Source organism: Burkholderia sp. WSM2232 (assembly GCF_000472545.1).
GTDB lineage: Bacteria > Pseudomonadota > Gammaproteobacteria > Burkholderiales > Burkholderiaceae > Paraburkholderia.
The window spans coordinates 56,910-81,151 of the sequence record NZ_AWZV01000024.1 but is presented as its reverse complement, the minus strand read 5'-3'; the positions used below and the strand labels follow the sequence as shown (position 1 = coordinate 81,151).

At 63.5% G+C, this 24,242-nt stretch carries 22 protein-coding genes and 1 tRNA gene; 10 read left to right on the top strand and 13 right to left on the bottom strand.

Annotated elements, in window-relative coordinates:
- Nucleotides 1–84: 84 nt before the first annotated feature.
- From yacG to F757_RS0121625, 9 genes are all read right to left on the bottom strand, one after another.
- The gene (gene yacG / locus F757_RS35340) at nt 85–282 is read right to left on the bottom strand and encodes a DNA gyrase inhibitor YacG (protein ID WP_084530990.1); all 198 of its coding nucleotides are present in this window, start codon (nt 280–282) and stop codon (nt 85–87) included.
- 128 nt (nt 283–410) lie between these two features.
- Nucleotides 411–1,166, bottom strand: a complete 756-nt coding sequence (zapD, locus tag F757_RS0121675) for a cell division protein ZapD (protein WP_027213227.1) — start codon at nt 1,164–1,166, stop codon at nt 411–413.
- A gap of 345 nt (nt 1,167–1,511) precedes the next feature.
- A complete protein-coding gene (coaE, locus tag F757_RS0121665) occupies nt 1,512–2,114 on the bottom strand; it encodes a dephospho-CoA kinase (protein WP_027213226.1) in 603 nt (200 codons plus the stop codon).
- Nucleotides 2,115–2,117: 3 nt separating this feature from the next.
- Entirely contained in the window at nt 2,118–3,071 is a 954-nt protein-coding gene (locus F757_RS0121660) for a prepilin peptidase (protein ID WP_027213225.1), read from the bottom strand.
- 27 nt (nt 3,072–3,098) lie between these two features.
- Complete coding sequence (locus F757_RS0121655; RefSeq protein ID WP_027213224.1) at nt 3,099–4,328, bottom strand: type II secretion system F family protein; 1,230 nt, start codon at nt 4,326–4,328, stop codon at nt 3,099–3,101.
- Complete coding sequence (locus F757_RS0121650) at nt 4,325–5,617, bottom strand: GspE/PulE family protein (protein ID WP_027213223.1); 1,293 nt, start codon at nt 5,615–5,617, stop codon at nt 4,325–4,327. Before F757_RS0121650 ends, F757_RS0121655 begins: the two co-directional genes overlap by 4 nt.
- Nucleotides 5,618–5,909: 292 nt before the next feature.
- Nucleotides 5,910–7,205, bottom strand: coding sequence for an HlyC/CorC family transporter (locus F757_RS0121640; protein WP_027213222.1), 1,296 nt, complete (start codon nt 7,203–7,205; stop codon nt 5,910–5,912).
- A 205-nt stretch (nt 7,206–7,410) separates the two neighbouring features.
- Nucleotides 7,411–7,487: transfer RNA gene (locus tag F757_RS0121630), tRNA-Pro, on the bottom strand.
- A 48-nt stretch (nt 7,488–7,535) separates the two neighbouring features.
- Nucleotides 7,536–8,528, bottom strand: a complete 993-nt coding sequence (locus F757_RS0121625) for a polyprenyl synthetase family protein (protein ID WP_027213221.1) — start codon at nt 8,526–8,528, stop codon at nt 7,536–7,538.
- Between the two features lie 238 nt (nt 8,529–8,766).
- On the opposite strand from F757_RS0121625, the gene rplU reads away from it, so the two are divergent.
- The 4 genes from rplU (at nt 8,767) to proB (ending at nt 11,934) form a co-directional block, all read left to right on the top strand.
- A complete protein-coding gene (rplU, locus tag F757_RS0121620; RefSeq protein WP_007180329.1) occupies nt 8,767–9,078 on the top strand; it encodes a 50S ribosomal protein L21 in 312 nt (103 codons plus the stop codon).
- Between the two features lie 25 nt (nt 9,079–9,103).
- The gene (gene rpmA / locus F757_RS0121615; RefSeq protein WP_013340558.1) at nt 9,104–9,367 is read left to right on the top strand and encodes a 50S ribosomal protein L27; all 264 of its coding nucleotides are present in this window, start codon (nt 9,104–9,106) and stop codon (nt 9,365–9,367) included.
- 258 nt (nt 9,368–9,625) lie between these two features.
- Entirely contained in the window at nt 9,626–10,747 is a 1,122-nt protein-coding gene (gene cgtA, locus F757_RS0121610; protein ID WP_027213220.1) for an Obg family GTPase CgtA, read from the top strand.
- 68 nt (nt 10,748–10,815) lie between these two features.
- Complete coding sequence (proB, locus tag F757_RS0121605; RefSeq protein ID WP_025602210.1) at nt 10,816–11,934, top strand: glutamate 5-kinase; 1,119 nt, start codon at nt 10,816–10,818, stop codon at nt 11,932–11,934.
- Between the two features lie 237 nt (nt 11,935–12,171).
- Here the strand turns inward: proB and F757_RS0121600 are convergent, their stop codons facing one another.
- Together F757_RS0121600 and F757_RS0121595 are read right to left on the bottom strand one after the other, a co-directional pair.
- Nucleotides 12,172–12,729 carry a CNP1-like family protein gene (locus tag F757_RS0121600; RefSeq protein WP_027213219.1) on the bottom strand — a complete coding sequence of 186 codons (558 nt, stop codon included), beginning with the start codon at nt 12,727–12,729 and terminating at the stop codon, nt 12,172–12,174.
- Nucleotides 12,730–12,813: 84 nt separating this feature from the next.
- Nucleotides 12,814–13,581, bottom strand: a complete 768-nt coding sequence (locus tag F757_RS0121595) for an RNA pyrophosphohydrolase (RefSeq protein ID WP_027213218.1) — start codon at nt 13,579–13,581, stop codon at nt 12,814–12,816.
- Between the two features lie 324 nt (nt 13,582–13,905).
- On the opposite strand from F757_RS0121595, the gene F757_RS0121590 reads away from it, so the two are divergent.
- Complete coding sequence (locus F757_RS0121590; RefSeq protein WP_027213217.1) at nt 13,906–15,642, top strand: proline--tRNA ligase; 1,737 nt, start codon at nt 13,906–13,908, stop codon at nt 15,640–15,642.
- 12 nt (nt 15,643–15,654) lie between these two features.
- Nucleotides 15,655–16,254, top strand: coding sequence for a MarC family protein (locus tag F757_RS0121585; protein WP_027213216.1), 600 nt, complete (start codon nt 15,655–15,657; stop codon nt 16,252–16,254).
- A 113-nt stretch (nt 16,255–16,367) separates the two neighbouring features.
- Here the strand turns inward: F757_RS0121585 and F757_RS0121580 are convergent, their stop codons facing one another.
- Together F757_RS0121580 and ffh are read right to left on the bottom strand one after the other, a co-directional pair.
- A complete protein-coding gene (locus F757_RS0121580; RefSeq protein ID WP_027213215.1) occupies nt 16,368–16,919 on the bottom strand; it encodes a hypoxanthine-guanine phosphoribosyltransferase in 552 nt (183 codons plus the stop codon).
- A 117-nt stretch (nt 16,920–17,036) separates the two neighbouring features.
- Nucleotides 17,037–18,404, bottom strand: coding sequence for a signal recognition particle protein (gene ffh, locus F757_RS0121575; protein WP_027213214.1), 1,368 nt, complete (start codon nt 18,402–18,404; stop codon nt 17,037–17,039).
- A gap of 80 nt (nt 18,405–18,484) precedes the next feature.
- Here ffh and F757_RS0121570 point away from each other — a divergent pair, with 80 nt between their 5' ends.
- The 4 genes from F757_RS0121570 (at nt 18,485) to F757_RS0121555 (ending at nt 23,904) form a co-directional block, all read left to right on the top strand.
- Nucleotides 18,485–19,432, top strand: a complete 948-nt coding sequence (locus F757_RS0121570; RefSeq protein WP_027213213.1) for a cytochrome C assembly family protein — start codon at nt 18,485–18,487, stop codon at nt 19,430–19,432.
- A gap of 9 nt (nt 19,433–19,441) precedes the next feature.
- Nucleotides 19,442–19,750 carry a PP0621 family protein gene (locus F757_RS0121565; RefSeq protein ID WP_027213212.1) on the top strand — a complete coding sequence of 103 codons (309 nt, stop codon included), beginning with the start codon at nt 19,442–19,444 and terminating at the stop codon, nt 19,748–19,750.
- On the top strand, nt 19,747–20,343 hold the full coding sequence (gene ampD / locus F757_RS0121560) for a 1,6-anhydro-N-acetylmuramyl-L-alanine amidase AmpD (RefSeq protein WP_027213211.1): 597 nt from the start codon (nt 19,747–19,749) through the stop codon (nt 20,341–20,343). The genes F757_RS0121565 and ampD overlap by 4 nt, the downstream gene beginning before the upstream one ends.
- 558 nt (nt 20,344–20,901) lie before the next feature.
- Nucleotides 20,902–23,904, top strand: a complete 3,003-nt coding sequence (locus F757_RS0121555; RefSeq protein ID WP_027213210.1) for a ribonucleoside-diphosphate reductase subunit alpha — start codon at nt 20,902–20,904, stop codon at nt 23,902–23,904.
- Nucleotides 23,905–24,242: the final 338 nt, after the last annotated feature.

Here is a 24,242-nt window from a genome sequence, read left to right as displayed (position 1 = left end):
TGGTTGCGCGCTCCGCGGCACACGGCCCGCGCCGGTTGTCGCGCGCCATAACGAAGGCACGGCGCAAACTGCGCGCCGTGTCGGTCAGTGAGGGTTGTAGTCGCCGCCTGGCGTCTCGTCCGACGGCGCTTCCTGATCGGTCCCACCGATCTTGTACTTCTCGGCGGCCCAGGCGCCAAGATCGATCTGTCTGCAGCGCTCGGAGCAGAAAGGGCGAAACCTGCTTTCAGGTGTCCAGCGGACGTCTTTTCCGCAAGTAGGGCATTTGACGACGGTTGGCATACGGTCAGGCAGTCAGTGCAAATGGAACAAGTATCGAATATAAGGGCATTTCGCGCCGCTTCAAAGGCGGGGACGAGCGAGACCGCCTGCTCGGAACCGAATCTATCTGACGGTGGTACGAAGCCGGCTTACAGGCTGCAGAGCGTGAGCTGAAAGGGCACGTCGACATCCACTGCGCGCGGACGCAGATCGCCGTCCTGCACCGTGAAGCGCACCCACAGCATGTACTTGTTGGCGCTGGCCTCCGGAATCACGCGCAACTCGGGCGCGACGCGCACCTGCATCAATTGATATGAGCGGCCCGACAGCATTTGCTGATAGCTGCCTGCCATAGCCATGACCTTGGACGCCTGGCCGGACTCCCGGGCAAGCCGCAGCACGATGGTGGCGGCGTCGCGCAGCGGCACCAGCGGCGTGACCCATTTGGCGATGTCTTGCCGGCGTTGGTCGGGATGAAACTGCTGCCACGCGTAGTAGGACGGCAGGTCGAACTTGCAGGTGCCGCCCGGGATGATTGCCCGGCTGCGGATGCTGGCAAGCCATTCGTTCTCTGCAAGATGCTGCCCGGTTTTCCCCTGCATTTGCGAGAGTCCCGCCAGCGTCTGTTCGATCTCGCCGAGCACGGCCTCGAGCGCGTTCTGCTCGATTCCCGGATTGCCGCGAAACGGCGCGAGCGTTTGCCGCTGCCGCTCGAGTTCCTTCATCAGATCCGACTTGAGATCCGCGCGACCTGCTACCTCGGAGATTTCGAACAGCGTGGTCAGTGCGACGTGATGTTCCCTGGCGTCTTCCTGCGTCAGAAAGAACGCGAAGCGCTCGAACAGGTCCTCGAGGCGCAATAGCGTCCGGATTCGCTCGTTGAAGGGGTACTCGTAAAGGATCAAGCGGGCTCGCCTCGGGCGTGGTCGGTGACGGGAATGCAGGACATTCTAATGCCGTGGGACTACCCTAGCAATCACGCGCATTTTGCGCGCGCTCAAGCAAACTTTTCCGCGTGTTTTCGGCCGTTTTCTGCAGCTTCGGCATACGGAAAGTGCCGAAGTTCAATGATTTGCGCCAAGGGGACTGCTGGGCGCGCCTGGTTTTCTGCTTGGGCGATGTGGCGGCAGAAATTGCAGCTCTGCGCGGGTGCGCCCGTTCGAGGATGCTGACTGTGACACGATGGCCGGCGGCTGGTTGCACGGGCTGGGGCAACTACGCCGCCTGCGGCAGTGCGCCAACTACGCCAACTACGCCGCCGCCAATCCCAGGTACGCCAGATGCTGCGCTTTAACTCCTGCCGCTAGCGTGGCAAGCGGCGTATTGTCGTTCACGATCACATCGTCTGCGGCTGCAAGGCGTGCTTCACGGGTCGCCTGTCGCGCGATGATCGCGAGCACCTGCTCGCGGCTAAAACCATTGCGGCTCATCACGCGGGAGATTTGCGTCTCCACGCTGCAATCCACAGCGAGCACGCGGTTCACACGGTCTTTCCAGTTGCCCGACTCGACGAGTAGCGGCACCACGACGATCAGGTACGGTCCCTTGGCCTCGCGTTGCTCGCGCTCGGTTTCCGCGCGAATCAGCGGGTGCGTGATGTTCTCGAGGCGCTTACGCGCGGCGTCGTCGCTAAAGACGAGTGCCCGCATGCGCGCGCGGTCGAGCGAGCCGTCGGCCGCGACGAATGCGTTGCCGAACTCCGCGGCGATTTGCGGCATCGCGATACCGTGCGGCGCAGTCACGCGATGCGCGATCAGGTCGGTGTCGACAATCGGGACGCCGTGCGCCGCGAACAGGTCCGCCACGGTCGATTTGCCGCTGCCGATCCCGCCAGTCAATCCGACGACAAACATGCTTCAGCCTCCCAAAGCCAGGTAGAGCGGTGTGCCGAGAAACAGGGTGAGCGCGCCGCCCGCGGCGAGAAATGGTCCAAAGGGCAGCGGCTCTTCGAAGCGCATGCGGCCGCGCCACGTTGCCGCAAGTCCCACGACCGCGCCGGCGACCGCGGCGACCAGCACGATCTGAGGAAGCGCCGCCCAGCCAAGCCACGCACCCAGCGCTGCCAGCAGCTTGAAGTCGCCGTAGCCCATGCCGTCGATGCCTCGCACCAGCCGGAACAGCCAGTGCACGGCCCACAGCACCAGATACCCGAAGATAGCGCCGAGCACCGCGTCGTGGAGGCTCGCAAACACGCCGTTGAAATTGACAATGATGCCGGCCCACAGCAGCGGCAGCGTCATCGAGTCGGGCAGTAGATGGGTGTCGATGTCGATCGCGCTCATCGCGAGCAATGCCGCGCACAGTCCAAACGCCGCGAGCGCAGGCAGCGTCGGGCCGAACAGCGCCAACGCGGCCGCGGCGAGCGCCGCGCTGCCGGCCTCGAGCAGCGGATAACGCAGGCTCACGTGGACCTTGCACGCGGAGCAACGCCCGCGCAGCAACAGATAACTCAGCAGCGGCACGTTCTCCCACGCCCGCAGCACGTGCCCGCAGTGAGGGCATGCACTACGCGGCACCCACAGGTTGTAGCGTGCCGGCAAGCCGTCTTCTTCGAGAGGTTGGTCGGTCGCCTCACTCACTTCGAGCCGCCACGCCCGTTCGAGCATGATCGGCACGCGATGCACGACCACGTTCAGGAAGCTGCCGATCACGAGGCCGAACACGATCGCAAACGCGAACTGCAAAACTGCGGGCAGGCTGCCGAACGCCTGACCTGAATCGGCCGCCAGCTGTCCTGGCAGGAGGTTCAGAAGTGAGCCCGAAAGCAGGCTGGATGACGTTTCTGGCACGAGTGAAAGGGTTGCCCGCATGGATAAATGATGGATTCGGCTGCGATGCTACACCACGTTGCCGAGTTGAATAATGGGAAGATACATCGCGATGACAAGACCGCCGACGAGCGCTCCCAGCACAATGATGACAAGCGGTTCGCACAGGCTCGACAGCGTGCCTATCTTTTCGTCTACCTGACGATCGGCAAGCGAGGCCACGTCGAGCAGCATCGTGTCGATTGCTCCGGACTCCTCGGCAACTGCGATTGGCTGCACGACCTCGGCCGGAAAACAGCGTGCCGCGCGCATGGCCGCGGCGAGCCGCTCGCCGCGGCGCAGCCGGGCGGAGATGTCGACAGTCGCACGGTCGAAAAACGCATTGCCGGTGGCGTGGGTCAGCGAATCGAAGGCGTCGGCGAGCGGTGTGCCGGCCGACAGCAAGGTGCCGAGCGCCCGGCTCCAGCGCGCTGCGCAAAGCGTGGCGAGCAGCGTCCCGGCGATCGGCATTTTCAGCGATAGGCGTGCGAAGCGGATACGCGCCGCTTCCGAACGTCGCAGCAGAAACGTCACTGCCGAGCCTGCGGCGACGAGGAGCGCAAGGGCCGGCACGCTCCATCTCGCCACGCCCGCCGACAGCGCCAATACGAACAGTGTCGGCGCAGGCAGGCGGGCACCGAAGCCGTCGAAAATCTGTTTGAAGGTAGGCACTACCCAAACCAGCAACGCAGCGGTGATCGCGAGAGCCAGGAGCAGGATTGCGAGCGGATATGTCAACGCCGCGCGCACTTTGGCGCGCTGGGCGGCGGCGCGCTCGCGATCGTCGGCGATGCGCGCGAGCACAGTGGGGAGTGCGCCCGCTGCCTCGCCGACCTCGACCAACTGGCAATACAGCGCGTTGAACTGCGCCGGGTGCCGCTGCAACGCAGCCGAAAAACGCAGGCCGGCCGTAATGTCCCGCGCTAGTGTGCCGACGATACGTGGCATACCGGCGCGCCGTGCGTTTTGCGGCTGCGCCAGTAGATCGAGCGCAGGCGCGAGCGGCAAGCCGGCCCGCAACAGGCTCGCGAGCTGCCGCGTGAATAGCGTGACCTCGGCGGCATTCGCTTTTGCACGGGGCGCAGGCCCCTCTGCTTTCAGGTCCACCACGAACAGGTTCTCGCGCTTGAGCAGCGCGCGCGCAGTGCCTGCGTCCGGTGCGATGAGCGCGCCGGTCTTGCGGCTGCCGTCGGCGTCGACGCCGCGCCACCGGAAGCGGGTCTCGGTGGCTACGGGCGCGCCCGCTGGCGGCCTGTTCATGCGCTCTCCGTCGCGGCCAGCGCCTCGGCGAGGCTTGTGGTGCCGGTGCGCACCAGAGCCAATGCCGCATTCCGCAGCGTGCCGACCCCCTCGCTATGTGCCTGCCGCGCGAGTTCCCGCGTGCTCGCGCGCGCGACGACCAGTTCACGCATGGCATCCGAGACCGGCATGACCTGATGGACGCCGACGCGACCCCGATAGCCGATACCGTGGCAGGCCGCGCAGCCCGTCGCCGCGAACGGTTGCCAACCGGCGAGTTCAGCGTCGGCGAAACCCGCAGCACGAAGCGCCGCCGCCGACTGCGGTGCAGGCGCGCGGCACGCCGCGCAGAGGCGGCGCACCAGCCGTTGAGCGGTGACCATGCGCAGCGCGGCAGCCAGGTTGTACGGTGCGACGCCGATGTCGATGAGACGGGGCACGGCAGCCGGCGCGTCGTTCGTGTGCAGCGTCGAGAGGACGAGGTGGCCGGTTTGCGCGGCCTTTACGGCCACGTCTGCAGTCTCTTCGTCACGAATCTCGCCCACCATGATGACGTCCGGGTCCTGGCGCAGAAACGCGCGCAGCGCCACGGCAAATGTGAGCCCGGCCTTCTCGCGCACGCTCACCTGATTGATGCCGGCCAACTGGATCTCCGCAGGGTCTTCCACGGAACACAGATTGCGCGCCGCGCTGTTGAGCAGGTTCAGAAAGCAGTACAACGAAAGCGTCTTGCCACTACCCGTTGGCCCCGTGACGAGCACGAGACCATGAGGCGCGCGGATCGCCGAGTCGACAGCTTCGCGCTGCTGCGCGTCGAGGCCAAGCGAGTCGAGGGAAAGATCCGCGGGCAATGCATCGAGCCGGCGCAGCACGAGCTTTTCTCCAAATAGGGTGGGCAGCGAGTTGACGCGGTAGTCCTCCACTCGGCCAGGCGACGTGGTGATGCGCAGCCGGCCGTCTTGTGGCACGCGACGCTCGGCAATGTCCATGCGCGCGAGAACCTTCACGCGTGTGATGAACGCGTCGCGCAAATGCGCCGGGGGCGGTGCCATCTCATGCAGCACGCCGTCGATGCGCAGGCGCACGCGCCAGCTGTTCTCGGCCGGCTCGATATGCAGATCCGACGCGTTGCGGCGCGTCGCTTCCCGCAGCGTGTCAGTCAGAAGACGTACAGCGGGCGCACTGTCCGGATCGTTGAGAGTTGCCGCGCCTGCATCGGCGGGAAACGTGCCGGGCTTGGTGCGCGAGGCGCTTTCGCCGTCGGGCGACAGCGGCCGCAGCAGGGCGGCAGGCTGGAAATGAGGTTGCATGAAACGCCGGCGATGCGCCGCCTGTAGAACACGAGGGCGCCAGTGTCCGGCAAACCGCGTCTGAGTGACATTCGGCCATTCGGCTAATGGTGCGCGCCGCGGGCGTATGCGATGCTCGGGGTGTCACTCGGGAAGCGACCGACAGGCTCGAACTCGATGCGGTTGCAATGTGTGTGTGATGCGTAAGGAACCCGCACCGAATGAGCGCCGAACGCGCGGCGAATGTTTCAGGCGTGGTCGTAAAGCGCGAGCGCGAAGCGAAAGGCTGTACCAGCGCTGTGCCAGCCGGCCGCTAGCTGAGCAGCGCCTTGCCCTTGGCGCGCGCCGGCGGTCTAAACAGTTTGACGGTGCGGATCGCCTGGTCGTCGCTGCGCATCACTTCGAGCTTGACGTCGCCGATCTGCACGCAGACGTCGCCATCGGGAATGTCTTCGAGAATCTCGAGGATCAGACCGTTGAGTGTTTTTGGCCCGTCCGTCGGCAGCGTAAGTTGAAGCCAGCGGTTCAGTTCACGCAGCGGCATGGAGCCTGCCACGATGCATTCACCATGCTCATTCCAGCCGCCGCGCGAACTGGCGCCCCGCGGAATCGAAGTGGTGAACTCGCCGATCAGTTCTTCGATGATGTCTTCCGGTGTGACGAGTCCTTGCAGTTCACCGTATTCGTTGACGACTAGCGCGATGCGGTGGCGGCTCTCCTGGAAATACTGGAGCTGCTGGAACACCGGCGTGCCGGTCGGCACAAAATATGGCTCTGTGAGCAGTTCGCGCAGCGTCTCGCGCTCCAGTTCCTGGTTGTGCAGAGCGGCGAGCGTTTTGCGAACGTGCAGCACACCGAGCACGCGGTCGATGTCGCCCTGATAGACCACCAGCTTGTTGTGATAGCAGGTTTCGAGCTGATGCAGGATCTGTTCGAACGGCGCGTCGAAGTCGAGCGCCTCGATGCGGCGGCGCGGGATCATCACGTCGTCTACCGAGATATTTTCGAGGTCGAACAGATTCAGCAGAATGCTGCGGTGCTTGGTCGGCATGAAGCTGCCCGACTCGAGCACGATGGCGCGTAGCTCCTCGGCGGAAAGGCGCTGGTCGCGTGCGCCCTCGGTGTTGATGTGCAGCACCCGCAGGATGCCGGTGGCGAACAGGTTGACGAACCAGACGAGCGGTTTGGCGGCGCGCATCATCGGCGCAATTAGCAGGCTCGCTGGCAGCGCGATTTTTTCCGGGAAGGTCGCGCCCACGATTTTCGGCGTGATCTCGGCAAAGACGATGATGAGGAACGCGACGATACCTGTCGCGATGGACAGCACCACATTGTTGCGGCCGAACGTGTGCAACGCGATCGAAGTGGTGAGCACCGGAATGATGGTGTTAAACAGATTGTTGCCGATCAGCACGACGCTCAGCAGTTGATCGGTATGTGCCAGCAAACCCTGCGTGGTCTTCGCGCCGAGCGCGTTCTTGCTGGCAAGATGCTTGAGCCGATGGCGGTTGAGCGCCATCATCGCCGTTTCGGAAATCGAGAAGAAGCTCGAGCAGATAAGCAGCAGGAAGACGGCGCCAATCTGCGCCCATAAGGGAAGTTGTTCCACGCGTCGTGACGGATAGAGGAAAGATGGATGAGGAGAATATAGCAGAGGGGGCTGAGCAAGCCGCCCGCGGCAGGCGCGAGCGCTGCACTTTGTACTGCTGGCTGGACATGCTGGCGCCGTGACGGTTGACGAAAGGCGCCGCAAAAAGAAAAAACCGCCGAGCAAGCTGGGCGGTTTTTCGAGCCTTGAACTAACAAGGCAAATCTGGTCGGGGTGAGAGGATTCGAACCTCCGGCCTCTACGTCCCGAACGTAGCGCTCTACCAGGCTAAGCTACACCCCGAAAAGTACTGCGAACTCGATTCAGACTGAACCGGCGTTTTTGTCTCGTTTAAGACTGCCTCGCCGTCGAGTAAGAACATAATTCTAGCAGGCTTTCTTTGTAAATGGAATCCGGAAACGAAGAAATTGCTGAGGCGGCCGCTAGAGCCTCCTTTTTCGCGCATTCGAGCGTGTGGTCCAGTGCGCCGGAGCGCGTGATCGCCTCGAAAATCGTGTCGAAACGGTCGGTGCCGCCCTGTTCTATGGCTTCGCGAGCCAAAGCCGACTGCTCGGGCGTGCCGCGCTCGATCAAATAGATGAGCGGCAGGGTGGGCTTGCCTTCGCGCAGGTCGTCGCCGGCATTCTTGCCCATGGACTCAGCCGTGCCTGTGTAGTCGAGCCAGTCGTCCATAATCTGGAAGGCCGTGCCGATGCGTCGGCCGAATTCCGCCGCAGCCGCTTCCGTACGGGCGTCTGCGCCGGCCAGCACTGCGCCCAGCTGGGCAGCGGCTTCAAAGAGCTTGGCTGTCTTGTAGCGGATCACCTGCATGTAGCGGGCTTCGTCGACATCCGCGTCGTGCATGTTGAGCAACTGCAGCACTTCGCCTTCGGAGATGATGTTGGTGGCCTCCGACAGGATTTCCATTACCCGCATCTTGCCGACGCCGACCATCATCTGGAACGAGCGCGAATAGAGAAAATCGCCGACCAGCACGCTCGCCGCGTTGCCGAAGAGCGCGTTGGCCGTCTGACGTCCGCGCCGCAGGTCTGACTCGTCGACCACGTCGTCGTGCAGCAGCGTGGCGGTGTGGATGAATTCGACCACCGCGGCCAACTCGTGCCGGTGCCCCGTGGTTTCGCCGAGCGCACCGGCCACCAGCAGCAGCAGCGCGGGGCGCAGCCGCTTGCCTCCGGCACTGATGATGTACTCGGAGATCTGGTTGATCAGCATCACCTCGGACGCAAGACGGTGCCGGATGACGCGATTCACCTGCTGCATGTCTTCGGCAATCGGAGCGAGCAGGCTGGCGGCGTTGGAGGAGGGGGTGGCAGTCGACGACATGATGGCTGAATTGGGTAATGCCGCGAATTATAAGGCGAATCGCGGTGGTTCCGGGTCGCGGACTGCCGTGCGGCGCGCGCAGCCGCCGCCGGCTCGCGCCGCTCGCCGTGCAGCGGGACACCCGGACGGCACGGCTCAGTGGCGCTCAATGAGTTTTGACCGAGCAGCTAACTCTATGTATAATCACGGGTTTCCGCGCGCGGTGCGTGGGAAAAATGAACACAGAGTGAGGTTCTCAATGTACGCGGTCATAAAAACCGGTGGCAAGCAGTATAAAGTTGCCGTCGGCGAAAAACTTAAAGTAGAACAGATACCGGCAGACATTGACGCTGAAATCACGCTCGACCAGGTTCTCGCAGTGGGCGAAGGTGAATCGATTAAGTTCGGTACGCCGCTGGTCAGTGGGGCTTCCGTCAAGGCTACCGTCGTGTCGCAAGGTCGTCACGCAAAAGTGACCATCTTCAAGATGCGTCGCCGGAAGCACTACCAGAAGCATGGCGGCCACCGCCAGAACTATACCGAACTGCGCATCGACGCGATCAACGCGTAAGCGCACCGGTTAAGGAGCAAATCAAATGGCACACAAAAAGGCAGGCGGATCGTCCCGGAACGGCCGCGACTCCGAGTCGAAGCGACTTGGCGTGAAAGTGTACGGCGGTCAGGCTATCAACGCTGGCGGCATCATCGTTCGCCAACGCGGCACGCGTATGCACGCGGGTGAGAACGTCGGCATGGGCAAGGATCACACCTTGTTCGCGCTGGCAGACGGCCACGTCCAGTTCTCGACGAAAGGCGCCGCAAAGAAGCACACGGTCAGCGTCGTCCCGGCAGCAGCCTGAGTTCAATCAGGCACGGGCTTCAGGACCGGAAAAGGCCCCGCGAAGTTAGCGGGGCTTTTTTTATTGCGGCGGTTATTGCGGCAGCACGCATTGCGGCAGCAGGCTTGGGCACTCTGAGTGCCGGTCTGCGTCGTCCTATGCCATCCGGTCGATTGATCAGCGCGCGGCGGGCGCGGCAAAATAGCAGAATCCAGCAGTATCAAGCACCACCAGATCTGATAGCACCATCTGGCTGCACACCATGGGACGGAGTGACGCATGAAGTTCATTGACGAAGCGAGGATTGAAGTCATCGCCGGCGACGGAGGGGATGGCAGCGCGTCGATGCGCCGCGAGAAATTCGTTCCCTTCGGCGGGCCGGATGGCGGCGACGGCGGGCGGGGCGGCAGCGTGATCGCGGTAGCAGACCGCAATATCAACACGCTGATCGACTACCGGTACGCGAAAAAACATCAGGCGCGCAACGGCGAGAATGGCCGAGGCTCGGATTGCTACGGCAAGGGCGGCGACGACATCACGCTGCGCATGCCGGTCGGCACCACGATCACCGACATGGAAACCGGCGAACTGATCGCCGACCTGACCGAGCATAATCAGAGCGTGCAGATCGCCCAGGGCGGGGCGGGTGGTCTGGGCAACCTCCATTTCAAATCAAGCACCAATCGGGCGCCGCGCCAGAAGACGGACGGCAAGCCGGGCGAGCGCCGCATGGTGCGCCTCGAACTGAAAGTGCTGGCCGACGTCGGTCTGCTCGGCATGCCGAACGCCGGCAAGTCCACTTTCATCTCCTCGGTTTCGAATGCGAAGCCGAAGATTGCCGACTACCCGTTTACCACCCTCGCGCCTAATCTCGGCGTGGTGCGCGTGGGCCCGAGCCGCAGTTTCGTGATCGCCGACATTCCTGGTTTGATCGAAGGCGCTGCGGAAGGCGCTGGGCTCGGGCACCAGTTCCTGCGGCACCTGCAGCGCACGGGGCTGCTGCTGCATATCGTGGACCTGGCACCGTTCGACGAATCGGTCGATCCAGTGGCGGAAGCCAAGGCAATCGTCAACGAGCTTCGTAAGTACGACGAGCTGCTGTATCAGAAGCCGCGCTGGCTCGTGCTCAACAAGCTCGACATGGTGCCCGAGGACGAGCGCGAAGCGCGCGTGTCGGCCTTCCTCGAAGGTTTCGGCTGGGACGGTCCCGTTTTCGAGATCTCGGCGCTGACCGGTCAGGGCTGCGAGAGCCTCTGCTACGCGGTGTACGACTACATCGCCGCGCATTCAGACGCGCAACGAGCAGCCGAGGCCGAAGATCTTGCCGCCGACGTGCGCTTTCGCGAGAAACCGGCAGTGCCCGCCGCTACCGGCGAGTCCAACGCCGATCCGCAGGAATAAACAACTCGAGCGCCGGTGCCTCACGGTGACCGGCGTGCGTCAGGCGTCATCTTGGGAGGCTGCGCACAATGCGTTCCGTCATCGCAGATTCACGGCGATTGGTAGTGAAAGTCGGCTCGAGCCTCGTCACCAACGACGGGCGCGGCCTCGATCATGCGGCCATCGGTCGCTGGGCTGCGCAGATTGCGGCTTTGCGCGCGCAAGGCAAAGAGGTTGTGCTGGTGAGTTCAGGCGCCATTGCAGAAGGCATGCAGCGGCTCGGCTGGACCAAACGGCCGCGTGAGATCGACGAACTGCAGGCGGCAGCCGCTGTTGGTCAAATGGGTCTGGCTCAAGTCTACGAAAGCCGCTTTGCCGAGCATTCCATCCAGACCGCGCAAATTCTGCTGACTCACGCCGATCTGGCGGACCGGGAGCGCTATCTGAATGCGCGCTCCACCCTGCTGACGCTGCTGCGACTCGGCGTGGTGCCCATCATCAACGAAAACGACACGGTCGTGACCGACGAGATCAAGTTCGGCGACAACGACACGCTCGGCGCCCTCGTGGCGAACCTGATCGAGGGTGACGCACTTATCATCCTGACCGATCAGCAGGGGCTCTTTACCGCCGATCCGCGGAAAGATCCGAATGCGACGTTAGTCCAGCAGGCCGATGCCGGCGCGCCGGATCTCGAAGCCATGGCCGGTGGCGCGGGTTCGAGCCTTGGGCGCGGCGGCATGCTGACCAAGATTCTGGCTGCCAAGCGGGCCGCGCACAGCGGCGCGAACACAGTGATCGCCAGCGGCCGCGAAGCCGACGTGCTGTCGCGGCTGGCCTCCGGCGAAGCGATTGGCACGCAATTGATCGCACGCACCGCGCGCATGGCGGCGCGCAAGCAATGGATGGCGGACCATCTGCAGGTGCGCGGCCACGTGGTGATCGACGACGGCGCCGTCGAGAAGCTGACCGCGGGCGGCAAGAGCCTGTTGCCTATCGGAATCGTCGGCGTGCAGGGTGCGTTTGCCCGAGGCGAAGTGATCGCGTGCCTGAACGCGGCCGGCCGTGAAGTCGCGCGCGGCCTCACCAACTACAGCAGTGCGGAAACGAAGCTGATTCAGCGGCGCCCGAGCGGTGAGATCGAATCGGTGCTGGGATATATGCTGGAGCCGGAGCTGATTCATCGCGACAACCTGGTGCTGGTTTGATCCGGCGGCCGGCTTGCTCCGGCCGAGCGAGTCCGGCTACGCTGTATAGCCGCGCTCTAGTCGCGCCATGCTGTCAGGCTTTGCAATTGCCGGACAAGTCGCCAAAGGCGGCCAGCGAAAGTCGCCACCAAGGCCTACCACCCAGACCCGCCACCAAGACCCGCCACCCCAAACCCCACAAAAAAAGCCGCTCCATAACAACTGGAACGGCTTCTCGCCTAACACCACGTCAAAGCTTCAATGAACGAGAGACGTGGCCGTGCGCTTGTACCGAATGTTCTCCACGATCGACTTTGCGCTGCCCGTAGGCAGCTTGTTCGCGCACAGGTAGTCCTGATACAGCGCCGCGTGATAGGCGTTCAGCGCGCCGTTCTCAATACGCGTGAAGTCGTTGGCGACGGTTCTGTCCCAGCCGTCGTGATCTGCGTTCAGACCCGCATACAGACGCCATTCGTAGGTGTCGCAGCGGATGCCCTCGTAGTTCACGTTGCGTGCGCCGCTCGGGCTAGTGACAACCACCGTGTAGCGCACCACGCCGTCGGAACCGACGGTGAGCGAATTGCGGTCTATCGCGAAATGCAAGGGCGTATTGCCCGACACGTCGAAGGGAAGCAGGCTCGAGTCCTGCGGCAACGGCGGCAGTGTGTCGACCTTGTTTTCCACCCAGTTCGTGGGCCGGTCGAGCAGGTAGGCAAACGCGCTGTCGTCCTTATTGGTGGGTTTGCCGGCGCTTGAACAGCCAGCCAGCAGAGCGCCGGTGGCGACGCACGCCACGACGAGAGCAAGTGCTTTCAATATGATTTCCTCAAAAAACGGGCGCGTCTCCCGGAGTTCGGGGGACGCGCCCGCATGTGCAGCATGGGAAGCCGCGCAGGACGATCAACTACGCGCGCCCTGGCGGAGCAGCGAACCCGTGGTTCCGTGAGCGGATTCGTCCTCGAGCTCCGCTGCCGCGCCCGCCTTGTCCGCCGTGCCCGTCGAGCGAGCAGTTTCGCCGCAGTCAGACACGCTAGTTGTGTGAACTGACGTTTCGATTCTGACGGACGTAACCGACGTAACCGACGTAACCGACGTCACCGTCATCACCGTGGAATCCGGCGGGCTTTCCATTGACGACGCTATCCGGGGATAGCGCGGCCCATGGTGACCGCCGGGTTTTTCCGCACGCGGCGCAGTCCGGCGCATGAAACGGGATAGCTCCGTCAGCGCCAACTGATACACATCCCGCTTGAACTCGATCACACAGTCGAGCGGCACCCAGTACTCGTTCCAGCGCCAGGCATCGAACTCCGGGTGGTCGGTGGCGCGCAAGCAGATGTCGCAATCGCGCCCCACCATTCGGAGCAGAAACCAGATTTGCTTCTGGCCGCGGTAATGACCGCGTACCTCGCGCTTGATGAACTTGTCAGGCACCTCGTAACGCAACCAGTCGCGGGTGCGACCAATCACCTTGACGTGCTCCGGAAGCAGGCCGGTTTCTTCGTGTAACTCCCGATACATCGCTTGCACGGGGGTCTCTCCGTACTTGATGCCCCCTTGCGGAAACTGCCAGGAATGTTCACGGAGCCGTTTGCCCCAAAACACCTCGTTGTGCGCGTTCAAGAGGATGATGCCGACGTTCGGGCGAAAGCCTTCACGATCCAGCATACAACCACCTTCGAATCCTTTAAAATTGCTTTGATTATAAACAGATAACGGCCCTCACGCACCGATTCGCACCAGAATGGAACGATTCGCCGCAAAAGGCCTGCATTTGCGGTAGCCTGTCAGACTTCCCGTGCGTTATCCCTTGTGCAGAAGGCGTTGCGCGGCCGCCCAGGCGCACCCGGCGCGTGGTGTGGTTTGGCGCGGTGTGGTGCGGCGCCAGTGGCTGCGCCGCACGGCCGGGTTCGGGCGCCCAGGCCGTGTCGATTTCCCGTTTTCACCCTTTTCGGGCGGTCCCTCCGGGGCCGCCGCTTTTGGAAAATCTGAATGAAAGCTTCCCGTTTCTTTATCGGCACTCTGAAAGAAGCTCCGGCAGACGCCGAGATCGTCAGCCACAAGCTCATGGTGCGCGCCGGCATGATCCGCCGTGTCGCCGGCGGCATCTATAACTATCTGCCGATCGGCCTGCGCTCGATCCGCAAAGTGGAAGCCATCGTGCGCGAGGAAATGAACCGGGCAGGCGCGATCGAGTTGCTCATGCCGGCGGTGCAGCCGGCGGAGTTGTGGCAGGAATCGGGCCGCTGGGAGAAATACGGGCCGGAATTGCTGCGCTTCAAGGACCGCAAGCAGTCCGATTTCGTGATCGGACCGACGCACGAAGAAGTGGTGACGGACATCGCGCGTGGCCAGATCAAGAGCTACCGCCAGTTGCCGGTGAACTTCTATCAGATCCAGACCAAATTCCGCGACGAAATCCGCCCGCGTTTCGGCGTCATGCGCGGCCGCGAGTTCATCATGAAAGACGCGTACTCGTTCGACAAGGACGCGGCAGGCCTGCGCGAGTCGTATCGCAAGATGTACGACGCGTACGTGCGCATCTTCACGCGTCTCGGTCTCGATTTTCGCGCAGTGGCGGCAGACAACGGGTCGATCGGCGGCAGCGGCTCGCATGAATTTCACGTCATCGCCGATACGGGCGAAGACGCCATCGCCTATTGCCCGACCTCCGACTTTGCCGCCAACGTGGAAGCGGCCGAGGCGCTGCCGCTCTACGCCGAACGCGCCGCCCCGGCCGAGGAACTGAAAAAGACGCCGACGCCGGGCAAGGCAAAATGCGAGGCCGTCGCCGAGCTGCTGAACATTCCGCTCGAGCGAACCATCAAGTCGATCGTGCTGGCTACTGAAAACGAAGGCGCCGAACCGACCATCTGGCTGTTGATGCTGCGCGGCGATCACGACCTGAACGAGATCAAGGCAAGCAAGCTGCCCGGCCTCGCCGACTTCCGCATGGCGACCGAAGCTGAAATCGTCGAAACCTTTGGCACGCCGCCGGGTTATCTCGGGCCGCTCAACACGAAGAAGCCGGTCAAGGTCGTCGCGGACCGCACGGTCGCGAACATGAGCGACTTCGTGGTCGGCTCGAACGAAGTGGACTACCACACCACCGGCGTCAACTGGGGCCGCGATCTGCCGGAACCGGTCGTTGCGGACATCCGCAACGTGAAGAAGGGCGATCCTTCACCGGACGGCAAGGGCGTGCTCGACATCTGCCGCGGCATTGAAGTGGGCCATGTGTTCCAGCTCGGCACCAAATATTCCGAAGCGATGAACGCCACTTGCCTCGACGAGAACGGCAAGCCGCAGCCCATGGAAATGGGCTGCTACGGCGTTGGCATTACGCGTATTCTGGGCGCTGCGATCGAACAGAATTTCGACGAGAAGGGCATCATCTGGCCGGAATCCATTGCGCCGTTCGAAGTCGTGCTGTGCCCGATGGGCTATGACCGCAGCGAGGCCGTGCGCGAGCAGGCCGACAAGCTGTACACGCAACTGGTGGACGCGGGCATCGACGTGATTCTGGACGATCGTGGCGAGCGTCCGGGCGTAATGTTCGCGGACTGGGAACTGATCGGCGTGCCGCATCGTCTGGTGATCGGCGACCGGGGCCTCAAGGAAGGCAAGCTCGAATATCAGGGCCGCCGCGACGCCGAGGCGACCTTGCTGCCGGTCGACGAAGCCGCGCAAGCGGTAATCGCGAAGGTGCGCGCGGCGCTCACGCGCTAAGCGGTGCGGACAGTGGAGTACACCTTCCTGTCCGCGACTGTCCTGCTCATTCTCATCACCGACCCGCTCGGCAACATTCCGCTCTTCGTCAGCTGTCTGCGCGGTGTGTCGCCCGAGCGGCGCACCGCCGTGATTCTGCGCGAGGTCGCAATCGCCTTTGGGCTCCTGCTGCTGTTCATGGTGGTCGGCGACGCGTTCTTGCGCATGATGAGTCTCACCGACCAGTCGTTGCGCATCGGCGGTGGCATCGTGCTGTTTCTGATTGCGCTGCGCATGGTGTTTCCCCATCCGGACGGCCCGTTTGGCGGCGACACGCGCGGCGGCGAGCCGTTGATCGTACCGCTCGCCATTCCAGCGTTGGCGGGGCCGTCGGCGCTCGCCACCGTGATGCTGCTGACGTCGCAGGCGCCCGGCAAGATGTTCGAGTGGATCGGCGCGCTGACCGTCACCATGATCGTGTGCGCCGTCGTGCTGATGATGGCCGAGCGCATTCAGGCATGGCTCGGCGAGCGCACCATGACGGCGTTCGAGCGGCTGATGGGACTCGTGCTGGTGGCGATCTCGGTGGAGATGATGCTGGGCGGCATTCGCGCGTTCGTGCATCAACTGTGAAGCCGGCGCTGCGCTGTTTCGCCATGCAATGAAAAAGCGGCCCGCTGGGCCGCTTTTTTTCTCCATCTACTAACTATGGGCTACAACGGAGCCGAAGCGCACAAGCGAAACACTCAAGCGCCTTCAGTCAGCGCACGAATGGTCGGCAGGTTGCGCCAGTAACCTTTCGCGTCCATGCCGCAGCCGAACACATAGCGGTCGGGGACCTCGAAGCCGCAGAAGTCGGGGCGCAGCGGCTTCGCCTTCGGAATGATCTTCTCGCACAGCACCGCGCTCAGAAAGCGCTTTGCGCCCATCGCGAGAATGCGGTCGCGAATCGCGGCCATCGTTTCGCCTTCGTCGAGAATGTCGTCGAGCACCAGCACCACACGATCCTTCACCGACTCCGCGGGCGCCACGCGCCATTGCATTTCGTTGCCGCCCTTGGTGGTGTTGCGGTAGCGGGTCAGGTGGATGTAGTCGAACTCGAGCGGGAAGTCGAGGTGCGGCAGCAGCATGCCGGTGAACACCGCCGCGCCGCCCATTACGGAGAGCACGAGCGGGAACTCCTCGCTCATTTCGGCGCGAATCGCGGCAGCCATGCCGCTGATCGACGCATTGACCTCGCCTGCCGACACGATTTCTTCGGAGTGGCTAAAAATGTGGAGAGCTTCTTCGCGGTTCATGACGTCTGACGGGCGGTAACTGTATACATAGTGTGAGTGAGAACGCCCCGGAGGAAGTCCCCTTTCAGGATGGCGGGGCAGGTCGTGTCGCAACCCACGCCACCATCTTCGTCAAGCTTAGCGCATGCCGGGCAACATGCCCTTCATGCCGCGCATCATCTTTTGCAGATTGCCGCCCTTCAGCTTCTTCATCATGGTGCGCATCTGGTCGTACTGATTCAGCATGCGGTTGACTTCCTGCACCTGCACGCCCGCGCCCGCGGCGATGCGGCGTTTGCGCGTCGCCTTGATGAGATCGGGCTTGGCGCGCTCGAGCGGCGTCATGGAGTTGATGATGCCTTCCATGCGGCGCATCTGCTTTTCGGCCTGGCTCATGTCGGCGCCGGCAGCGGCTTGCTGGAACTGCGCGGGCAACTTGTCCATCAGCGACGAAAGGCCACCCATGCCCTTCATTTGCGTGAGCTGCGCGCGGAAATCGTTGAGGTCGAAGTCGCCGCCCTTCTTGACCTTGTCGGCGAGCTTTTGCGCGGCCTGGACGTCAACGCCGCGCTGCGCTTCTTCGACGAGGGCGAGAATGTCGCCCATGCCGAGAATCCGGTTCGCCATACGGTCCGGATAAAACACTTCCAGCCCGTCGAGCTTTTCTGCGACGCCGACGAACTTGATCGGCTTACCCGTGACATGGCGCACGGAAAGCGCCGCGCCGCCGCGCGAGTCGCCGTCGAGCTTGGTGAGCACGACACCGGTGAGCGGCAGCGCGTCGCTGAATGCCTTGGCGGTATTCACCGCGTCCTGGCCGAGCATCGCATCGACGACGAAGAGAGTTTCCGCCGGCTTCAGCGTGCTGTGCAGCGCGGCGATCTCCTGCATCATCGCTTCGTCGATACCGAGACGGCCGGCCGTGTCGACGAGCAGCACGTCGTGATAGTGGCGCTTGGCCCAATCCACCGCGGCGCGCGCAATGTCCACCGGCTTCTGATCCGGCTCCGACGGGAAGAAGTCCGCACCGACCTGCTCGGTTACCGTCTTCAGCTGCGCGATAGCGGCGGGGCGGTAGACGTCGCACGAAACCGTGAGCACCTTCTTCTTGTACTTCTCGCGCAACAGCTTGGCGAGCTTGCCGACCGTGGTCGTTTTACCTGCGCCTTGCAGACCCGCCATCAGGATGACGGCCGGCGGCGTGACGGCGAGGTCGAGCTCGGAGGCCTTGCCTTCGTAGTCGCCGCCGATCACCGCGGTCAGCTCGCGCTGCACCACGCCGACGAGCGCCTGACCCGGCGACAGGCTGCTCAGCACTTCTTCGCCGAGCGCCTTTTCCTTGACCTTCGCGATGAACTCGCGCACGACGGGCAGCGCCACGTCTGCTTCGAGCAGCGCGAGACGCACTTCGCGCAGCATTTCCTGGGTGTTCGCCTCAGTGAGCCGGGCTTCGCCGCGCAGCGTCTTGACGACGCGCGCCATCCGTTGAGTCAGATTGTCGAGCATGGGGAGCGATGAACGGTGCGGCCCGGGCGGGTGCGAAGCGGAAGACGTCGCGCAGCAGGGGCCTAGTGTAAACTTCGAATATGGATATTGTACTGTATGCCCTCACTGCGCTCCTCTACGGCGGACTCGCCGTGGCCGGCTGGCGCTCGCACCGGCACGCCGGATCGCGTCCCCTGCTGGAAGGCGTCTCGCCGCTGCCGGCCACCGCCGTACCGGCAGGGCAGGCGCGCCCCGGCCTGGCCGGCGCTGCGGCGTCCGGTATGAGCTCGTCGGGCCGTGCGTTGCTGTTCGTCGCGCTGCTCGCGCACGGCGTGCTGCTGCACACCACGATCTTTCCGCAGAATGCGATGGTGTTTGGCTTCGCCTTCGCGCTGTCGGCCATGTTCTGGCTCGGCGCCGGCATCTACTGGATAGAGAGCTTCTTCTTTCCGCTCGACGGGCTGCGGCTCCTCGTGCTGCCGCTCGCCTGCGTCGCTTCGCTTTTGCCGCTCGCGTTCAATGGCGTGCGCGTGCTGCCGTATTCGGCCGCGCCCATGTTCAAGCTGCACTTCCTGATTGCCAACATCGCGTACGGCCTCTTCGCCATTGCGGCGCTGCACGCGGTCCTGATGCTACTCGTCGAGCGCCGGCTTCATGCAATGCGCGGCGGCGTCGGCGAGCGGCATGCCGCCGCAGCCGGCAACGGCTGGCTCTCCAGCTGGCTCGACACGCTGCCGCCGCTGCTCACGCTCGAAAAGCTGCTGTTCCGGCTGATCGGCGCAGGCTTCGTGCTGCTCACGCTTACGCTCGTGTCCGGCATCCTGTTTAGCGAGCAACTGGTCGACCGCGCGCTGAACCTGGATCACAAGACTGTGTTCGCGATTCTTTCGTGGGTGATGTTCGGCGCGCTCCTGACGGCGCGCAAGATCTCCGGCTGGCGCGGTCGTGCCGCGTTGCGCTGGGTGCTGGCGTCGTTCGTCGCGTTGCTGCTGGCGTATGTGGGCAGCCGTTTCGTATTCGAGGTGCTGTTGCACCGTGCTGTAGTGTGAGCGTGTTCCATGCGACAAATCTTTTTGCTGATCGTGCTGTTCGTTGTCGGGCAGTGGCTCGTAAAGGCGCTGCGCCGTCATGACGCGCACAGCGCGCCACGCACCGGAACGGGTGGTGCGCGCAGGGGCGCCGCCAATGCCAATGGCGCCGCGCGTGCGACCGGTGCGCCGCAACTTGCCGAGCCGATGATCCGTTGCGTCGAGTGCGGCGTGCATGCGCCGAAGGGCGATTCGGTGATCGTTGCCGGACAGGCTTTTTGCAGCGCCGCGCATGCGCAGCGGCACGGCGCGCGACCGACGGGCCGCGACGCCCGATGAGCGGCGAATTCACCGTCGACGCAGACGGTTGGGTCGCACAGGCACGCAAGCTGCCGTCGCCGAACTTCGAGGCGCGACCGCAAGGCATGGTGCCCACGCTGATCGTGGTGCACAACATCAGCTTGCCGCCCAACGAATTCGGCGGCACGGCGATCGCCGAACTCTTTCTCAATACACTCGATTGCGACGCGCACCCTTACTACGACGCGCATCTGCGCGGCGTGCGCGTGTCGGCGCACGTCGTGATTCATCGCGACGGCGCGCTCGAGCAGTTCGTGTCGTGCAACGAGCGCGCGTGGCACGCGGGGCCGTCGAACTTCTTCGGTCGCGAGCGCTGCAATGACTTCTCGATCGGCATCGAGCTGGAAGGCAGCGACACCACCGCGTTCGAGGCGGCGCAATACCGCACGTTGGGCGCGCTCGTGCGCGCACTCACGGCGCGTTATCCGATCGAAGCGCTCGCCGGCCACTCCGACATTGCGCCCGGCCGCAAGACCGACCCAGGCCCCCACTTCGAGTGGACGCGCCTGCAACGCGACACATCGCTCGCGGATCGGTATTTCCCCTATCTCAAGTTTTCTGAAACGCCGTAACGGCCCTTCGCGCGCACTCGCGTGCTGCGAGGACAACGAGGCACAGCCTCGTTTTCCGGGGAGGCGGCTTCGCGTCGCGCGAGGCAAAAGTCAAGACATCGGCAGCAAATAAAACGATTTGATCTGTCTTGAAACTCCACTATACTTGGTGCCACAAATTCAGTTACGCACTAGATATTGTGTCTCCTGTGCATAACTGTGTGAATAACCGGGTGAGCAACCGTGTGCATAACCCGGTGCATAACCTGAGTGGCCAGTCTGCGGCGCCCCGCTTCAGAGCATGGCGCCGCAAGCATTCCAGGCAGCGAAAAATTCCTGCGGCGCCGCCGGTCCAGACCAACCGGCGGCAACCACAAAGCATCAGGAAAGGGGTTGAGAGTGATCGCGACATCGAAGAAGACCGTTACGAATTCGAATCAGGCTTCATCGCAGTCGCATCCCGCCAGCCGCACTGGCCGGTCTTTTTCCTGCACCTCATCGCTTGCGCACGCGGCGGCGCAGCGTTCGTTCTAATCCGCGGCACTCGCCGCAACATTTCCAGGACCAGGAGCTTTGCACATGCAAACCACCGACAACGTGACGACCCGGTATGAGGGATCACCGACTGGCCAGACCTTCGGCCAGGCGCAAGGCAATCAAGCGCTCGCGCCGCAAGCGACGTACGCCGACTACAAGGTGATCCGCCGTAATGGCAGCGTCGTGTCGTTCGAGCCGTCGAAGATCGCCATTGCGGTCACCAAGGCATTTCTCGCCGTCAACGGTGGTCAGGGCGCGGCGTCGGCGCGTGTGCGGGAACTGGTCGAGCAACTCACGCAGAACGTGGTGCGCGCGCTGCTGCGCAGCCGTCCGAACGGCGGCACGTTCCATATCGAAGACATTCAGGACCAGGTCGAACTCGCGCTGATGCGCGGTGGCGAGCACAACGTCGCGCGTGCCTACGTGCTGTATCGCGAGAAGCGCACGCAGGCGCGCGCTCACGACGAGCAGGCAGCCGGCAGCACGCCGGGCCTGAGCGTGACCGACAACGGCGTGACCCGTCCGCTCGACATGGCTGCGCTGCGCGGCATCATTGAATCGGCCTGCGCGAACCTGGGCGACGCCGTGAGCGCCGAGCCGATCGTCGCCGAAACGGTGAAGAACCTGTACGACGGCGTGCCGATGAGCCAGGTCTACGACTCGGCCATTCTCGCTGCCCGCACGATGATCGAAAAAGACCCGGCGTACAGCCAGGTCACCGCGCGCATCCTGTTGCACACCATCCGCCGGGAGATTCTCGAAGAAGAAGTCACGCAAGCCGAAATGGGCGAGCGCTATGCCGAGTACTTCCCGCAGTTCATCAAGCGCGGCGTGCAGGCCGAACTGCTCGACGACAAGCTGCTGCAGTTCGACCTGAAGCGTCTGGGCGCCGCGCTCGACAACAACCGCGACCTGCAATTCGGCTACCTCGGTCTGCAAACGCTGTACGACCGCTACTTCCTGCATCACGACGGCGTGCGCATTGAAATGCCCCAGGCATTCTTTATGCGTGTCGCGATGGGTCTGTCGTTGAACGAGATCGACCGTGAAGCGCGCGCCATCGAGTTTTACAACGTGCTGTCGAGCTTCGACTTCATGTCGTCCACGCCGACGTTGTTCAACTCGGGCACGCGCCGCTCGCAACTGTCGTCGTGTTATCTGACGACGGTCGACGACGACCTCGACGGCATCTACGAAGCGTTGAAAGAAAACGCGCTGCTCTCGAAGTTTGCCGGCGGCCTCGGCAACGACTGGACGCGCGTGCGGGCACTCGGCTCGCACATCAAGGGCACCAATGGCAAGTCGCAAGGCGTCGTGCCGTTCCTGAAGGTGGTCAACGACACGGCGGTGGCCGTGAACCAGGGCGGCAAGCGCAAGGGCGCGGTGTGTGCGTACCTGGAAACGTGGCACCTCGACATCGAAGAATTCCTCGAGCTGCGCAAGAACACCGGCGACGACCGTCGCCGTACGCACGACATGAACACGGCGAACTGGATTCCCGACCTGTTCATGAAGCGCGTGATGGAAGGCGGCGACTGGACGCTGTTCTCGCCGTCCACCTGCCCGGACCTGCACGACAAGTTCGGCGCTGAGTTCGAAGCGGCTTACACGGCTTACGAAGACAAGGTCGCGCGCGGCGAAATCAAGCTGTTCAAGAAGATCCCGGCGGCGCAACTGTGGCGCAAGATGCTCGGCATGCTGTTCGAAACGGGTCACCCGTGGATCACGTTCAAGGACCCGTGCAATGTGCGCTCGCCGCAACAGCACGTGGGCGTCGTGCACTCGTCGAATCTGTGCACGGAAATCACGCTGAACACCAGCGACGCCGAAATCGCCGTCTGCAACCTGGGCTCGGTGAACCTGGTCGCGCATCTGAAAGAACAGGCCGACGGCACGCTCGCACTCGACCACGACAAGCTCAAGCGCACGGTCAGCGTTGCGATGCGCATGCTCGACAACGTGATCGACATCAACTACTACGCGGTGGCCAAGGCACGTAACTCGAACCTGAAGCACCGCCCGGTCGGCATGGGCATCATGGGCTTCCAGGACTGCCTGCATCTGCTGCGCACGCCGTACGCGTCGGAAGAAGCGGTGAAGTTCGCCGACACGTCGATGGAAGCGGTCTGCTACTACGCTTACTACGCGTCGACGGAACTGGCGCAAGAGCGCGGCCGGTACTCGAGCTACCGCGGCTCGCTGTGGGATCGCGGCATTCTTCCGCAAGACTCGGTCAAGCTGCTCGCCGAAGCGCGCGGCGGCTATGTCGAAGTCGATTCGAGCGAGTCGATGGACTGGACGGAACTGCGCGAGCGCATCGCCACCTACGGCATGCGCAACTCGAACTGCATCGCGATCGCACCGACGGCGACCATCTCGAACATCATCGGCGTGTCGGCTTGCATCGAGCCGACGTTCCAGAACCTGTACGTGAAGTCGAACCTGTCGGGCGAGTTCACGGTGGTCAACGACTACCTGGTGCGCGACCTGAAGGCACGCGGCCTGTGGGACGAAGTGATGGTCGCGGACCTGAAGTACTTCGACGGCACGCTCTCGCGCATCGACCGCATTCCGGCCGACCTGCGCGCGATCTACGCGACGGCGTTCGAAGTCGATCCGAAGTGGCTGGTCGAAGCGGCGTCGCGCCGCCAGAAGTGGATCGACCAGGCGCAGTCGTTGAACATCTACATGGCCGGCGCGTCGGGCAAGAAGCTCGACGAGATCTACAAGCTCGCATGGGTGCGCGGTCTGAAAACCACGTACTACCTGCGCACGATGGCAGCGACGCACGTCGAGAAGTCGACGGTCGCTCACGGCGCGCTCAACGCGGTGAGCTCGGGCGGCGGCGAAGGTGCCGGTGGCGCGGGTGGAATCAACGGCGGCGCGGCAGGCGGCTTCGGCATGAGCGGCGGTGCGGGCGGTCTGCAGGCATCGGCGGCAGCAGTGCCGGCGGTTGCAGTGGAAGCCGCGCCCGAAGCCGACGGTCCTGTCTGCATGATGCGTCCTGGCGACCCTGGCTTCGACGAGTGCGAGGCTTGCCAATAAGCGGCGAGCAGAACGCGGGTTCGTTGTTTGCTAAAGGGTCCTAGGTAATCACCCTCATGCAGCGACAACGGACCTCGCGAAGATGAAGCAGAACTATCCCGACGAGCGGCGCGGCAAGCGCGATGATGAAGTGAGAAGCCGCACCGCTCAGCGTCGGAGAAGTGAAGTAGCGAAGCAGCAGGTCGGCACTTCGCGCAACGCGCGAGACGACAGCGGATTGCAAGACCCGCCGCCCAGGCAATGTTTCGCAACGCTTGTGCACGCTTCAGCAACACGCCATCGCGCTCGCGGCAAGCGGGCGAGCAAGGCAGCCGGTTACATGCATGACCCGACGTTGC

Bases quoted from the DNA above. Each gene is read 5' to 3' on its own strand.
- F757_RS0121580 (WP_027213215.1), bottom strand. From the start codon at position 16,919: ATGAACCGCGAAGAAGCTCTCCACATTTTTAGCCACTCCGAAGAAATC.
- F757_RS0121625 (WP_027213221.1), bottom strand. From the start codon at position 8,528: ATGTCGTCGACTGCCACCCCCTCCTCCAACGCCGCCAGCCTGCTCGCT.
- F757_RS0121655 (WP_027213224.1), bottom strand. From the start codon at position 4,328: ATGAACAGGCCGCCAGCGGGCGCGCCCGTAGCCACCGAGACCCGCTTC.
- cgtA (WP_027213220.1), top strand. From the start codon at position 9,626: ATGAAGTTCATTGACGAAGCGAGGATTGAAGTCATCGCCGGCGACGGA.
- F757_RS0121650 (WP_027213223.1), bottom strand. From the start codon at position 5,617: ATGCAACCTCATTTCCAGCCTGCCGCCCTGCTGCGGCCGCTGTCGCCC.
- F757_RS0121555 (WP_027213210.1), top strand. From the start codon at position 20,902: ATGCAAACCACCGACAACGTGACGACCCGGTATGAGGGATCACCGACT.
- ampD (WP_027213211.1), top strand. From the start codon at position 19,747: ATGAGCGGCGAATTCACCGTCGACGCAGACGGTTGGGTCGCACAGGCA.
- rpmA (WP_013340558.1), top strand. From the start codon at position 9,104: ATGGCACACAAAAAGGCAGGCGGATCGTCCCGGAACGGCCGCGACTCC.
- F757_RS0121570 (WP_027213213.1), top strand. From the start codon at position 18,485: ATGGATATTGTACTGTATGCCCTCACTGCGCTCCTCTACGGCGGACTC.
- F757_RS0121565 (WP_027213212.1), top strand. From the start codon at position 19,442: ATGCGACAAATCTTTTTGCTGATCGTGCTGTTCGTTGTCGGGCAGTGG.
- F757_RS0121590 (WP_027213217.1), top strand. From the start codon at position 13,906: ATGAAAGCTTCCCGTTTCTTTATCGGCACTCTGAAAGAAGCTCCGGCA.
- coaE (WP_027213226.1), bottom strand. From the start codon at position 2,114: ATGTTTGTCGTCGGATTGACTGGCGGGATCGGCAGCGGCAAATCGACC.
- F757_RS0121595 (WP_027213218.1), bottom strand. From the start codon at position 13,581: ATGCTGGATCGTGAAGGCTTTCGCCCGAACGTCGGCATCATCCTCTTG.
- rplU (WP_007180329.1), top strand. From the start codon at position 8,767: ATGTACGCGGTCATAAAAACCGGTGGCAAGCAGTATAAAGTTGCCGTC.
- proB (WP_025602210.1), top strand. From the start codon at position 10,816: ATGCGTTCCGTCATCGCAGATTCACGGCGATTGGTAGTGAAAGTCGGC.
- F757_RS0121660 (WP_027213225.1), bottom strand. From the start codon at position 3,071: ATGCGGGCAACCCTTTCACTCGTGCCAGAAACGTCATCCAGCCTGCTT.
- yacG (WP_084530990.1), bottom strand. From the start codon at position 282: ATGCCAACCGTCGTCAAATGCCCTACTTGCGGAAAAGACGTCCGCTGG.
- ffh (WP_027213214.1), bottom strand. From the start codon at position 18,404: ATGCTCGACAATCTGACTCAACGGATGGCGCGCGTCGTCAAGACGCTG.